This window comes from Janthinobacterium silvisoli, assembly GCF_014200725.1.
Lineage (GTDB): Bacteria > Pseudomonadota > Gammaproteobacteria > Burkholderiales > Burkholderiaceae_D > Janthinobacterium.
The window spans coordinates 1,891,515-1,904,837 of sequence record NZ_JACHCL010000001.1; the positions used below are offsets into that span (position 1 = coordinate 1,891,515).

Consider the following 13,323-nt stretch of genomic DNA (forward strand, 5'->3'; position numbering starts at 1 on the left):
ATGAGCGAAATCAAGAAACCCGACAGCAAATCGTGCATTTTACCAGCATTATCCACTTAATCCATATCACCCCCTGGCTGTCTCCTTTTGACGACGGGAAACGCCAGGAGCAGGCTGGCATAGCATTATGCAAGAATGCATAATCAATAACTATATTATTCATCTTCTTATTATGCGCATATTCAGCTACCTATTCATCCACTTATTCATCAGTATAATCCGGGGTAAACAAGGTGTCCGGTAGCGCTATCATCGGCCAGCCTGATCGCCGCCCAACCATGGAATCATCGAATCACGCATGAAAACCTACTTTATCGGCGACCTGCAAGGCTGCCATGCACAAACACTCACGCTGCTCGAACACATACGCGTAGCGGCCAATGGCCCATATAGGCTGCTGTTTGCCGGGGACCTGATCAATCGCGGCCCCGCATCGCTGGCCACCCTGCGCCATGTTTATGCGCTGGCGCAGCAAGGCCTGGCCGACAGTGTGCTAGGCAACCACGACTTGCACCTGCTGGCGGTCGTCAACGGCATCCGTGCCGCGCACGCTTCCGATACGCTGGACGAGATCCTCGCAGCACCCGACCGCGACGAGCTGATCGGCTGGCTGCGCAGCCGGCCGCTGGTGCTGCAACAGGACGGCCATCTGCTGGTGCATGCAGGCTTGCTGCCGCAATGGAGTCCGCAACAGGCGCAAGAGTTGAGCGATGAAGTCTCGGGCATGCTGGCCGGCCCGGATTGGGTCGACTTCCTGCGCACGATGTATGGCAACGAACCGGCCGCCTGGGACGACAGCCTGCGCGGCGACGACCGGCTGCGCTGCATCGTCAACGCCATGACCCGTTTGCGCTTTTGCACGGCAGACGGCGTCATGGATTTCAAGATGAAAGAGAGTGGCACGGCGCCAGCCGGTTCGGGCCTGATGCCCTGGTTCGACGTGCCGGGACGGCGCAGCGCAGACGCTACCGTGGTCTTCGGCCACTGGTCGGCACTGGGACTGCGGCTGGAACCGAATCTGATTGCCCTCGACAGCGGCTGCGTCTGGGGCGGCAAGTTGTCTGCCGTTTGCCTGGAAGACCGCTCGCTGCTGCAGGTCAGCTGCCCGCAATTCCAGCAGGCTGGCGGAAAAAAGCAAAAGTAGCAACACACTGCCAGCATAAGCTTAAGCGGAATGTATCGTATGCCCCGGCAAGTAGCCATCGTATGATGGTGCTTTTACCTTGACGATGCCATGAATCCCGATACCGACAAGCTGGCGCGCTGGCTGCTGGGCGCCATGCAGCTCGATACCGCCGTGCTGCATGTGGGCCAGTATTGTGGCCGCTGGCGTGCTTCCACGGCGGGCCGCGCACTGGGCAGTTTTCATCTGGTGCTCGATGGCCATTGCTATCTGCATCTCGATGGCGAAGCGCCGATAGCGCTCGGCCCGCGCGATGGCGTCTTCCTGCTGCGCGACCTGCCGCACTTCCTCAGTCCGCACAGCGATCGGCAAACCGCCGTCAGCGCGCAAGCGATGCTGCCGCTGCAGGCAGTCACGGACACGCCTGCCACGGCGCTGGCCTGCGGCTTCTTCCAGTTTCGCGGCCCCTTGTCTGCCCTGATCGTCGATTCGTTTCCACCATATTTGCTGATACGCGGCGACGCGCCTGCCTTCAGCGCCGCCGCCGCATTGTTCGACCTGATCCTGGCGGAAGCGGGCGGCGACCCGGAACAGCCGTCGCCGCTGATCGCGCGCCTGGTCGAACTGCTGTTCTTTTACCTGATCCGCCACGTGGCGCAGGGTGAACAGATGGCCGCCGGCCTGCTATCGCTGCTGCACCGCACGGAATTTGCGCCCCTGCTCGAACGCATGCTCGACGCACCTGCCGACGACTGGTCGATCGAAAACATGGCCAAGGCCGCGTGCATGTCGCGCGCCAGTTTTTGCAAGCATTTTTCCAGCGCCAGCGGCCATACGCCGGCCCAGTTCCTGCTCCTGCTGCGCATGAAACTGGCCGCCCGCCGCCTGCACGACGGCGCCTCCGTCGAACGCGCCGCAGAACTGGTCGGCTACCGCTCCCACGCCGCCTTCACCCGCGCCTTCAAAAGAGTCACCGGCGAACAGCCAGGCGCCTACCGCCGCGACCAGCGCCTGCGCCAGCTACCAAATTAATAGTAATTAACAGTAAAGCAACGCCTGTCAAAACCGTAGCGAGCGGCGATGATTTGCGGCCGAGAAGCGCAACCGTACTTTAGTACGGTGAGCATCGCAGGCCGCAAAGCACGCCGCGCAGCCGGTTTGGGCAGGCGTTGAGACGAATGAGCACAAAATGGCGACGTGCGCGGCTGTTACAGGCAAACTGACGCCGATATAATGGGACATCACTTACCAAGCTAGCAAGGTGTTACCATGTCCCGTTTGACGCTGCAGACCCTCGATACCGCTCCCCTTGACAGCCGCCCCTTCGTGGAAAAGGCCATCGCCAATAATGGCTACCTGCCCAACCTGATCGGCGTGCTGGCCAACGCCCCGGTGGCGCTGGAAACCTATCTGACTGTTTCCGGCATCAACGCCCGTACCAGCCTGTCGCTGATGGAACGCGAAGTGGTGCAGATCACGGCAGCCCGCATCCATGGCTGCGATTTTTGCATCGCCGGCCATAGCGCCATCTCCCTGAAAAAAGCGGGACAAACGCCGGAAGTGGTGCGCGCCCTGCAGCATGGCCAACTGACCGGCGACACCAAACTGGACGCCGTCGCCGCATTTGCCGCCGCCGTCATCGCCACGCGCGGCGCCGTCACCGACGCTGATTACCAAACCTTCCTGGACGCTGGCTACAATCAGCAGCAGGCGCTGGAAGTGGTGCTCGGCATCAGCCTGGCCACCCTGTGCAATTTCAGTAACAGCCTGGCCGGCACGCCCGTCAATCCGCAATTGACCCCTTATCTGCCCGGCGCCGTCTGATATGGCACAGCTCAAGGAATGGCTGCACACGCATGCCGACCAGCTGGACCAATCACAGGCACTGGCTGAAAACGTCTTGCCTGCCCTGGCGGGCGACGACCTGCTGCGCACCGGCGTACCGCAGGAACACGGTGGCGCAGGCGGCGACGTGCGCGACGCCATCCACGCGATTGCCACAGTGGCCGAACAATCGGTCACGGCCGCCTTTGTCTTCTGGGGCCAGCGCTGCTTCATCGAATTCATGCTGCAAAGCCCGAACCGCGCGCTGGCCGAACGGCGCTTGCCAGATCTCCTGGCGGGCAAACAGGCAGGCGCCAGCGGCTTGTCGAACGCCATGAAATTCTTGTCCGGCATCGAACAACTGCAAATCACGGCGACGCGCCAGGATGGCGGCTTGCTGCTCGATGGCGGCCTGGCCTGGGTCACGAATCTGCGCAAGGCGGGCTTTGTCGCCGCCGCCGCGGTAGCGCCAAATGACGGCGCGCCGCCCGCCATCGTCGCTTTCGACAGCCGCTGGGCTGGCGTACAGCGCAGTGATGACCTGGACCTGATCGCCCTGCGTGGCAGTAACACGGCCTCCGTCAAGCTGGCGCAAGTGCACGTCCCTGCTGCCGACATCATCAGTGACAATGCCACGGCCTGGCTGCCGCAAGTGCGCCCGGCTTTTCTGGGCATGCAATGCGGCCTGTCGATCGGCCTGGCGCGTGCCAGCCTGGCGCAAGCGGCACACATTTCGGCGGGTTCCCGCAACCAGCTCACGCCACGCATCAGCAGTCTGCAAGAAACGCTGGAGACGACCGTCGCTACCCTGCTGGCCGGCGTGCACGATGGACGCTTCCAGACCCAGGCGCCCGCCATGTTCCGCCTGCGCATACAGCTGGCGGAATTGCTGCAGCAAGCACTGATGCTGGAATTGCAGGCCATGGGCGGACGCGCCTACCTGAACGCCGAACAGCAGGGCTTTGCCCGCCGTTGGCGCGAATCGTCGTTCATCCCCATCGTGACGCCCAGCCTGACGCAATTACAGGCGGCGCTGCAGCAGTTCGACAGCCAGCAGGCGGCCAAGGCATGACGGTAAGCGCTGAACCTCAAGACTGGGCCCTGCAGGCGCAGGGCCTGCGCTACGCTTACCCTGGCAGCGAGCCGGTTTTTCAGGACGTGTCGATCAGTGTGCGCAAGCGCGAAATCGTTTGCCTGCTCGGTGGCAGCGGCTGCGGCAAATCGAGTTTGCTGCGCGTGCTGGCCGGCTTGCAGCCGCCATCGGCAGGCAATATCGAGTTCCTCGGTAAAGCCATGCTGGAACCCGACCCACGCAGCGCCCTGGTCTTCCAGCAAGCGAGCCTGCTGCCCTGGCTGAATGTCACGGGCAACGCCGGCTTCGGCCTCGATTTCAAGCACCAGCCCAAATTGACGCGCGAAGCCCACGCCGCACGCGTGGCGCAAGCCATCGAAGCGGTGGGACTCAAGGGACGCGAAAAACTGTATCCGTCAGCCCTGTCGGGCGGCATGGCGCAGCGCGTGGCGCTGGCCCGCGCCCTGGCGCGTGAACCGGAACTGCTGTTTGCCGACGAACCGTTTTCCGCGCTCGACGCCATCACGCGCGCCGAAATGCAGGCGCTGCTGGTCGAAGTGGTGCATCGCTGGCACACGGCCGTGCTGCTGGTCACACACGATATCGACGAAGCGATCCTGGTGGCCGACCGCATCGTGCTGATGGGCGGCAAGCCGGGTAATATCGTGCGCGAATGGACTGTCGATATCGCCCAGCCGAGGATAGGCCACAATAGCGACGTGATCGCGCTCAAACTCGATATCCTCGACGCCCTGCACACGCTACAAAAACCCACTACCAATAACTGATCACCGGGAGCCACGCATGACGTTCCAGAACGAGAATACACCGCTGCACATCTGCGCTTCGTCCGACTGCGATTGCGGCCTGACGCGGCGCGACTTCCTGCGCATGTCGGCCCTGGCCACGGCCAGCGTCGCTTCGCCGCTGCTGTTCGCAGGCGACGCCATGGCGCAGCAAGGCCCCAAGGGCGACGACCAGCCCGTCAAGATCGGCTACCTGCCCATCACCGACGCCACGCCATTGCTCGTCGCGCACGGGCGCAAGCTGTTCGAGGCGGAAGGCTTGCAGGCGGAAGCGCCGCGCCTGTTCCGCAGCTGGGCGCAAATCATCGAAGCGTTCGTGGCCGGCCAGGTCAACGTGATTCACTTGCTGTCGCCGGCCACCTTATGGGTGCGCTACGGTGCCAAATTCCCTGCCAAGGTGGTCGCCTGGAATCACGTCAATGGCTCCGCGCTGACGGTGGCCAACGAGATCAACAAGGTGTCCGACCTGGGCGGACGCACCGTCGCCATCCCGTTCTGGTATTCGATCCATAACATCCTGCTGCAGCAAATCCTAGCCGCCAATGGCTTGACGCCCGTCACGCGCGCGCGCAACGCCGCCATCAAATCGAATGAAGTCAATCTGATCGTCATGGCGCCGGCAGAAATGGTGTCGGCATTGGCCGGCAAATCTATCGCCGGCTACATCGTGGCCGAACCGTTCAACGCCGCGGCTGAAAACGCCGGCATCGGCAAGATCCTGCGCTTCTCGGGCGACGTGTGGAAAAACCATGCCTGCTGCGTTACGTTCCTGTCCGAGCGCGACATCAGCACCCGCCCCGAATGGGCGCAAAAAGTCACCAACGCCATCGTCAAGGCGCAGCTGTGGACACGTTCGAACCAGGTCGAAACGGCCAAGCTGCTGTCGAACACGGACGAACACCGCTATACGCCGCATCCGCTGCAAGTGCTGACCAAGGTACTGGCCACCACCGATTACGCCAGCTATGAAAAACAGGGCCTGATCGTGCACAAGAACTGGCAGCAGCGCCGCATCGACTTCCAGCCTTACCCGTTTGCCTCGTACACGGAAGAACTGGTGCGCGCCATCGGCCGCACCAAGGTGGAGGGCGACACACGCTTCCTGGCCAACCTCGATCCCAAGTTCGCCGCGCGCGACCTGGTCGATGACCGCTTCGTGCGCAAGGCCATCACGGCAGTCGGCGGCCCGGCCGCCTTCGGCTTGCCAGCCAATTTGCTGCGCAGCGAGATCGTGGCGGTCTGAGAATGGCAAGCAAGATATTGACGAAGCTGGGCCTGCCCCTGCTGGGGCTGGCCTGTGCCTTGTTGCTGTGGTCACTGGGGGTGACGGCGCTGGAAAAAAGCACGCCAATTGCAGCCGCTTTTTCACCGCTGCATACGGCGGTGGCCTTCGAAGAACTGCTGCGCGGGAGCGACATCTGGCTGCACGTCTGGCTTAGTCTGCAAAGGGTGGCCGTGGGCCTGGGACTGGCGATCGTCATCGGCGTGCCGCTGGGCGTGCTGGTGGCCATGTCGAAGAGTTTTTCCGGTGCCACCATGCCGCTATTCCAGCTGCTGCGCATGATTTCGCCGCTGTCGTGGATGCCGATTGCCGTGATGGTGCTGGGCGTGGGCGACGCCCCGGTGTATTTTCTGCTGGCGTTTGCGGCTGTCTGGCCGATTTTGCTCAATACCGCCGCCGGCGTGGCACGGCTTGATCCGAACTGGCTGCTGCTGGCGCGCAGCCTGTCAGCCACGCGCAGCGAAATCGTCTTCAAGGTGATTTTGCCAGGCATCACGGCCGATATATTGACCGGTGTGCGACTGGCCATCGGCATTATCTGGATCGTGCTGGTGCCCGCTGAAATGCTGGGTGTATCCGCTGGCCTGGGCTACTTCATCCTCGACACGCGCGACCGTCTCGCGTATTCGGAACTGATGGCCGCCATCGTCCTGATCGGCATCCTCGGTTTCATCCTCGACTACCTGGCCCGCGCCGCGCATGCGCGCTGGCTGCACGTCAAGAACTAGATGCTTCCAGCGGCAACGCAGCCGCCACCAAGGCTTGCGTTGCCGCCGCCAGGTCGCGCCGGTGGGCGCCGACCGTGTCTATCGGCGCCAGGCAAGTCAGGCGCGCCGTGATCGGCGGGCTCGATAAAATCGCCAGCATGCTTTGTCCAAAGTTCATATCGCCGATATAGTCGACCGCATGGTGCAACTGTCCTGCACTATTCACATACGCCACTGCCATTGCCTGCACCGGCACTTGCGCATCGATGGCTGCCTCGAACAGGTTCGCATGAAACGGCAGGATGCCGCCCTGCGCACCGGTGGTCCCTTCCGGGAAAAACGCCACCCTTTCGCCGGCCTGCAATTTATCCACCAGTCCCTGGAAGATCAGCCGCAGATCGCGCTTGCTACCACGCGAAATGAAGATGGTGCCCGCCCGCCCGGCCAGCCAACCCAGCAGCGGCCAGGCGCGGATCTCGGCCTTGGCCACGAAACGGCAGGGATGCACGGCATTGATGACAAAGATATCGAGCCACGACACGTGGTTGGCCACCACCATCGCACGGTCGAGCACCGGCACACTGCCGGCCGGCAGCTCCACCTGCACACCGCAGATGGCAAGCAGCTGCGTCGACCAGCGGCGGATGCGCTGGTTGCGTCCCTCTACATCGAGCCAGGGGAACAGCACGGCACTCTTGGCCATGCCGTAGAAAATGTGAAAGGCGATACGCGCGAAGCGGTAGGTAAGCAGAAGTTTCAAATCACACCAAATCCATGCCGGGACCAGTCATTGGAACTGCTCCCGGCAGTCACTACACACAATCAGCGCTGAAACGCCACCTGTCCAGCCACGATCGTCGCCTTAACGATACCGCTCAGTTCATAGCCGAGGAAAGGCGTGTGCTTCCCCTGGCTGGCCAGCGACGAAGACGACACCGTCCAGCGGGCCGCAGGATCGAATACACAGATGTCGGCTTCAGCACCAACGCCCAGGCTGCCGGCCGGGATGCCGGCCACGCGGGCCGCGTCGGATGTGACCTTGGCCACGGCGCGCGCTAAAGAACGGGGGCCCGCTTGCGGCTGCGAGTCGGCGTAAACAGCGGCGTAGTCATCGGCCCATTTCAAGGCCAGCGACAGCAGCAATTCCAGGCCGGTGGCGCCAGGCGACGCTTCGCCGAACGGCAGCAGTTTTTCATCATCGTCGACCGGCGTGTGGTCGGAGCACATGGCGTCCACGGTGCCGTCCAGCAGGGCGGCGCGGATCGCATCGCGGTCGCGCTGGCTGCGGAATGGCGGCGTAACGCGGGCGTTCGGATCGAAGAAGCCGATGTCGGCGTCCGTCAGGTGCACATGATGCACGCCCACGTCGCAGGTAACCGGCAAGCCTTCGGTTTTTGCAGCGCGGATCAGGTCCAGGCCAGCCGCCGAGGAAATGCGGCACAGATGGACTTTGGCGCGGCTGGCGCGCATCAGTTCAAAGATCGTGTGCAGGGCGATGGTTTCCGACATCACGGGCACGCCCGACAAGCCCAGGCGCGAAGCCAGCGGGCCGCTGTGGGCGATGCCGCCACGGCCGATATGCGGGTCTTGCGGACGCAGCCAGACAGTGTAGCCAAAGGTGTTCGCGTACTGCATCGCGCGCAGCAGCACGGTGGTGTCTTCGATCGGTTCTTCCGCCTGCGCGAAGCCGATGCAGCCCGCTTCCGTCAGTTCCGCCATTTCCGTCAGCGACTTGCCCTTCAAGCCCATGGTCAGCGCGCCCAGCGGGTGCACGTGCGCCTGGTTCAAGGTCTTGGCGCGGTATTTCAGCATTTCCACCAGGCCCGGCTCGTCAAGCACAGGGTCGGTGTCGGGCGGGCAGACCAGGCTGGTCACGCCACCCTGCATCGCCGCCTGCAATTCCGATTCCAGCGTGGCCTTGTATTCATAACCCGGTTCGCGCAGGCGGGCCGACAGGTCGACCAGGCCGGGCGCCACCACCAGGCCGGCGGCGTCAAAAATGGTGTCGGCTGTGAAGCCGGCCGGGGCACTGCCCACGGCAGCCACTTTGCCGTCCACGATAAACAGGTCTTGCAAACCATCGATGCCGTTGGCGGGATCGATCAGATGGCCGTTCTTGATGTGTAGTGTCGTCATGCTTGCTTACTCGTCCTTGGGCTATCAGCCCTGATTACCAGCCAAAATACTCATCACCGCCATGCGCACGGCGATACCGAAGGTCACCTGCGGCAGGATCACCGCCTGCGGACCGTCGGCCACGGCAGAATCGATTTCCACGCCGCGGTTCATCGGGCCCGGATGCATGACGATGGCGTCCGGCTTTGCCAGCGCCAGGCGCTCGGGCGTCAAGCCGTAGCTCTTGAAGTATTCCTGCGCCGATGGCAGCAGCGCGCCGCTCATGCGCTCGTTTTGCAGGCGCAGCATGATGATCACGTCGACGCCTTTCAAGCCTTCTTCCATATTGGTGAAGGTGCGCACGCCCAGTTGTTCCAGGCCACCCGGCAGCAAGGTATGCGGGCCGATGGCGCGCACTTCCGGCACGCCCAAAGTGGTCAGGGCGTGGATGTCGGAACGGGCCACGCGGCTATGCAGGATGTCGCCCACGATAGCTACCGTCAGGTTGGTGAAATCCTTCTTGTAGTGGCGGATCGTGTACATGTCGAGCAAGCCCTGGGTCGGATGCGCGTGGCGGCCGTCGCCGGCATTGACCACGTGGACATGCGGCTGCCTGGTGTCGATCAGGTGCTTGGCGATCAGGTAGGGCGCGCCCGACTGCGCATGGCGCACCACGAACATATCGGCGTGCATGGCCGACAGATTGTCGATGGTGTCGAGCAGGGACTCGCCCTTGCTGGCCGACGAGGCCTGGATGTTCAGGTTGATGACGTCGGCCGACAGGCGCTTCGAAGCGATCTCGAAGGTGGTGCGGGTGCGCGTGGAGTTTTCAAAGAACAGGTTGAAAACGCTTTTGCCGCGCATCAGCGGCACCTTTTTCACATCGCGGTCGGAGATGCCGACGAACGAGGAAGCGGTGTCGAGGATGTGGTTGACGATAGACTTCGGCAAGCCTTCAATCGTCAACAGATGCTGCAATTCGCCGTGTTTGTTCAGTTGCGGGTTAAGCATGGTGGGTGTCTATGGTGAGCGTGAATTTTCCATCGTCGGCTTGCTTCAGGACCAGGGCCTGGCCAGGCGGCACCGCCGTATGCGCAGCCACGAAATCGGCGGCCACTGGCAACTGGCGCTCGCCCCGGTCAACCAGGGCGGCCAGCATGATCTTGGCCGGACGGCCATAGTCGAACAACTCGTTAATGGCCGCGCGCGTGGTGCGGCCCGTGTACAGCACATCGTCGACCAGCAGGATGGTGGCGCCAGCCACGTCGAAGGCGATCTGGGTCGGCTTCACGTCGGCATGCAAGCCTTTCTGGGCAAAGTCGTCGCGGTAGAAAGACACATCGAGCACGCCCAGGCGGTCGAGCAGGTTCAGGTCGCGCGCCAGGCGTTCAGCCAGCCAGGCGCCACCCGAATGGATGCCGACGATGGCAACGTTATTGACGCCCGACAGACCGCTCTGCACCTGCTGCAGCAAGACCGCGTACAGGGCCTCGGCGTCGAGTTGGGAAGGATTCGTTGGATACGGCATAGGGTTCTTGGTGGGTCAGAAAATCGATGGAAGGGAAGCTCAATAGTTTGCGTCGAAATACTGCTGCAGGATGACGGCGGCGGCCTTGTCGTCGATGACTTCACCGCGCCTGGCCGCGATCACGGCCGAGGAATAGCGTTCATCGACCAGCTCCACCGGCAAATTGAAGCGGCCATGCACCTGGTTGGCGAAACGCCGGCAGCGTGCGCTCATCTCGTGTTCCGTACCGTCCGGGTGGCTGGGCAAGCCCACCACGATGCGGCTGGGGCCCCACTCCTTGAGTAGCGCGGCGATGGCGGCAAACTTCGGTTCATTCGCCGTGGCCGTGATCACGCTGAGCGGTTTGGCCTGGCAAATCATGCTATTGCCGATGGCCACACCGATACGTTTCAAGCCGAAATCGAAGGCGAGGATGGTGTCGATGGCGCCATCGCTCATGCGTGTCCGGCCTCCGATGCGAGCATGAGGGGATCAATGCCCAGCAATTTGATGGCGGCCACGTAGCGGTCTTCGATCGGGAAGTCGAACAAAATGTCGGCCGAAGCGCCCACCGTCAGCCAGCCGTTGCGGCCGATCTCGTCTTCCAGCTGGCCCGGGCTCCAGCCCGAATAGCCGATGGAGACCAGCATGCGCTCGGGACCATCGCCCTTGGCGACAGCTTCGAGCACATCGATGGAGGTGGTAAACGCCACTTCATCGGTCACCGTCAGCGACGAAGAATAACGTGCGCCTGGCGTGTGCAGTACGAAGCCGCGGTCATCCTGCACCGGGCCGCCAAACATGATCGGTTCGTTGACGATAGGCGCTTCGCTGCCGCCGGCCAGTTTCAGGTCGATGCGGTCGAACAGCACTTCCATCGTCATGTCGGTGGGTTTGTTGATGACGACGCCCAGCACGCCGTTTTCATTGTGTTCGCACACGTAGACGACGGTGCCGCCGAAGACCGGGTCTTGCATCGCAGGCATCGCGATCAGGAAGTGATTCGCCAAATTCAGGGTCGATGCGCCGGTCGCAGCCGGTTCGCTGACTCCCTGCATCAATCGATGTCCTGGAAGAGTGTGGTCAATTTTACTCTTTTTCATACGCGATACTCTCTCTGTGGGCTTGCTGGCAAGTCTCACTTACCCCTGCTGTATAGGCTGACGCTGCTGGCCGCGCGGAACTTTCCCCGCTTTCCAGTGTCAGCCATTATTATGGTTGTTTGTTTTTGGCTACCGGCTATAGATTATCCATACAATAATAATATGAATAACAAAACCGTTATCGCGCGCAGAACGCTGCGAAACTAGCTGCTAGTTTACACTGAATTGCCGCCACAGCGACGCCAAAGGCGCGGCGCGAACGGCCATAAAAGACCGTCTGCGGCGAAAATAAACCTTTCTTTGACCCGAAACACGCTAAATAATGACAATCAAGACTGCCCTGGTCTGGTTCCGGCGCGATTTGCGCGCCTTTGACCATGCTGCACTGCACCACGCCCTGCGCCTCGGCCAGGCCGTGCATTGTGTGTTTGTGTACGATACCGCCATCCTGAACAGCTTGCCGCGCCGCGACCGGAGGGTCGATTTCATCCATGCCAGCGTGGCCGAACTGGCGACCGAACTGCGCTCACTGGGCGGCGACCTGATCGTGCTGCATGCCGATGCGGCGCAAGCGATACCGCGCCTGGCCGCCGAACTGAACGCCGACGCCGTCTTCACCAACCACGACTATGAACCACAGGCGATGACCCGCGACGAGACAGTCGCGGCCCAATTGACGGCCGATGCGCGGCTGTGGTTCAGTTTCAAGGACCAGGTGATCTTTGAAAAAGATGAAGTGCTGACACTCTCGGGCAAACCGTACACGGTGTACACACCGTATAAAAACGCTTGGCTGAAAAAAATGCGCGCCGAACCCGCTTGCCTGGCTTCCTACGATATCGAACCGCATGCCAGCCATTTTGCGCCGCCACGCGCAGCAGCGCAGGCGCTGCCGACCCTGGCCGAACTGGGTTTCGAGCCCAGCAACCTGCACGCACTGGCGATCCCCACCGGCATGTCGGGCGCCAGCAAACTGTTCGACGATTTCCTGGGCCGTGTGGGCAAATACGATGTGGCGCGCGATTTTCCCGCCCTGAAAGGACCGTCTTATCTGTCGATGCATCTGCGCTTTGGCACTGTCTCGCTGCGCTACCTGGTGCGCACGGTGGTCGACCTGATGGACCGCGGCGGCGGTGGCGACGGCGCACCCGTGTGGCTGGCCGAACTGATCTGGCGCGACTTCTACTCCATGATTTTGTACCAGAATCCGCATGTGGAAGGCGGCGCGTTCAAACCGGCCTACGACGCCATTGCATGGGAAACGGGCGAGCAAGCCGATGAGGCGTTTGCCGCCTGGTGCGAAGGGCGCACTGGCTACCCGCTGGTGGACGCGGCCATGGCGCAGCTGAATCAGAGCGGTTATATGCACAACCGCCTGCGCATGGTCACCGCCTGCTTCCTGATCAAGGACCTGGGCATCGACTGGCGCCGTGGCGAAGCGTACTTTGCGCTGCACCTGAACGACTTCGACCTGGCGTCGAACAATGGCGGCTGGCAGTGGGCTTCCTCATCGGGCTGCGACGCCCAGCCCTATTTCCGCATCTTCAACCCGATCACGCAGTCGGAAAAATTCGATGGCTCGGGGCGCTTCATCCGCCGCTATTTACCGCAGCTGAAAGCCCTGGGCGACAAGGAAATCCACGCACCCTGGCTGGTGCCCCGCATGCTGCTCGAGCAAAAAAACATCGTGCTGGGACGCGACTACCCGGCGCCCATCGTGCAGCATGATGAGGCGCGCAAGGAGACGCTGGAGCGTTATGCGGTGGTGAAAGCGGCGGCGTAAA

14 protein-coding genes are annotated in these 13,323 nt (G+C 62.2%); 8 read left to right on the forward strand and 6 right to left on the reverse strand.

Annotation, left to right across the window (positions count from 1 at the left end; all coding sequences use genetic code 11):
- The first annotated feature begins 298 nt into the window (after nucleotides 1-298).
- The 7 genes from HDE75_RS08515 (at nucleotide 299) to HDE75_RS08545 (ending at nucleotide 6,835) form a co-directional block, all read left to right on the forward strand.
- Nucleotides 299-1,144, forward strand: a complete 846-nt coding sequence (locus tag HDE75_RS08515; protein WP_183675040.1) for a symmetrical bis(5'-nucleosyl)-tetraphosphatase — start codon at nucleotides 299-301, stop codon at nucleotides 1,142-1,144.
- A 90-nt stretch (nucleotides 1,145-1,234) separates the two neighbouring features.
- Nucleotides 1,235-2,155 (forward strand): AraC family transcriptional regulator, encoded by a 921-nt coding sequence (locus HDE75_RS08520; protein WP_183675037.1) that lies wholly within the window; start codon nucleotides 1,235-1,237, stop codon nucleotides 2,153-2,155.
- A gap of 237 nt (nucleotides 2,156-2,392) precedes the next feature.
- Nucleotides 2,393-2,947, forward strand: a complete 555-nt coding sequence (locus HDE75_RS08525) for a carboxymuconolactone decarboxylase family protein (RefSeq protein WP_183675032.1) — start codon at nucleotides 2,393-2,395, stop codon at nucleotides 2,945-2,947.
- Between the two features lies 1 nt (nucleotide 2,948).
- Nucleotides 2,949-4,019 (forward strand): acyl-CoA dehydrogenase family protein, encoded by a 1,071-nt coding sequence (locus HDE75_RS08530; protein ID WP_183675029.1) that lies wholly within the window; start codon nucleotides 2,949-2,951, stop codon nucleotides 4,017-4,019.
- On the forward strand, nucleotides 4,016-4,807 hold the full coding sequence (locus HDE75_RS08535) for an ABC transporter ATP-binding protein (RefSeq protein ID WP_183675026.1): 792 nt from the start codon (nucleotides 4,016-4,018) through the stop codon (nucleotides 4,805-4,807). Before HDE75_RS08530 ends, HDE75_RS08535 begins: the two co-directional genes overlap by 4 nt.
- A gap of 16 nt (nucleotides 4,808-4,823) precedes the next feature.
- A complete protein-coding gene (locus HDE75_RS08540; protein ID WP_183675023.1) occupies nucleotides 4,824-6,068 on the forward strand; it encodes an ABC transporter substrate-binding protein in 1,245 nt (414 codons plus the stop codon).
- 2 nt (nucleotides 6,069-6,070) lie between these two features.
- Nucleotides 6,071-6,835 carry an ABC transporter permease gene (locus HDE75_RS08545; protein WP_183675020.1) on the forward strand — a complete coding sequence of 255 codons (765 nt, stop codon included), beginning with the start codon at nucleotides 6,071-6,073 and terminating at the stop codon, nucleotides 6,833-6,835.
- On the opposite strand, the gene HDE75_RS08550 is transcribed toward HDE75_RS08545, so the two are convergent.
- From HDE75_RS08550 to HDE75_RS08575, 6 genes are all read right to left on the reverse strand, one after another.
- Complete coding sequence (locus HDE75_RS08550) at nucleotides 6,825-7,574, reverse strand: lysophospholipid acyltransferase family protein (RefSeq protein ID WP_183675017.1); 750 nt, start codon at nucleotides 7,572-7,574, stop codon at nucleotides 6,825-6,827. The genes HDE75_RS08545 and HDE75_RS08550 overlap by 11 nt on opposite strands.
- Before the next feature lie 62 nt (nucleotides 7,575-7,636).
- The gene (locus HDE75_RS08555; protein ID WP_183675014.1) at nucleotides 7,637-8,950 is read right to left on the reverse strand and encodes a dihydroorotase; all 1,314 of its coding nucleotides are present in this window, start codon (nucleotides 8,948-8,950) and stop codon (nucleotides 7,637-7,639) included.
- A 24-nt stretch (nucleotides 8,951-8,974) separates the two neighbouring features.
- Nucleotides 8,975-9,940: an aspartate carbamoyltransferase catalytic subunit gene (locus tag HDE75_RS08560; protein WP_183675011.1), complete on the reverse strand. Its 966-nt coding sequence runs from the start codon at nucleotides 9,938-9,940 to the stop codon at nucleotides 8,975-8,977.
- Nucleotides 9,933-10,457, reverse strand: a complete 525-nt coding sequence (gene pyrR / locus HDE75_RS08565) for a bifunctional pyr operon transcriptional regulator/uracil phosphoribosyltransferase PyrR (protein WP_183675008.1) — start codon at nucleotides 10,455-10,457, stop codon at nucleotides 9,933-9,935. The genes HDE75_RS08560 and pyrR overlap by 8 nt, the downstream gene beginning before the upstream one ends.
- Before the next feature lie 39 nt (nucleotides 10,458-10,496).
- Complete coding sequence (gene ruvX / locus HDE75_RS08570) at nucleotides 10,497-10,880, reverse strand: Holliday junction resolvase RuvX (protein ID WP_183676579.1); 384 nt, start codon at nucleotides 10,878-10,880, stop codon at nucleotides 10,497-10,499.
- 11 nt (nucleotides 10,881-10,891) lie between these two features.
- Entirely contained in the window at nucleotides 10,892-11,494 is a 603-nt protein-coding gene (locus tag HDE75_RS08575) for a YqgE/AlgH family protein (protein ID WP_183675005.1), read from the reverse strand.
- Nucleotides 11,495-11,861: 367 nt separating this feature from the next.
- Here HDE75_RS08575 and HDE75_RS08580 point away from each other — a divergent pair, with 367 nt between their 5' ends.
- Nucleotides 11,862-13,322, forward strand: a complete 1,461-nt coding sequence (locus HDE75_RS08580) for a cryptochrome/photolyase family protein (RefSeq protein WP_183675001.1) — start codon at nucleotides 11,862-11,864, stop codon at nucleotides 13,320-13,322.
- Nucleotide 13,323 lies beyond the last annotated feature (1 nt).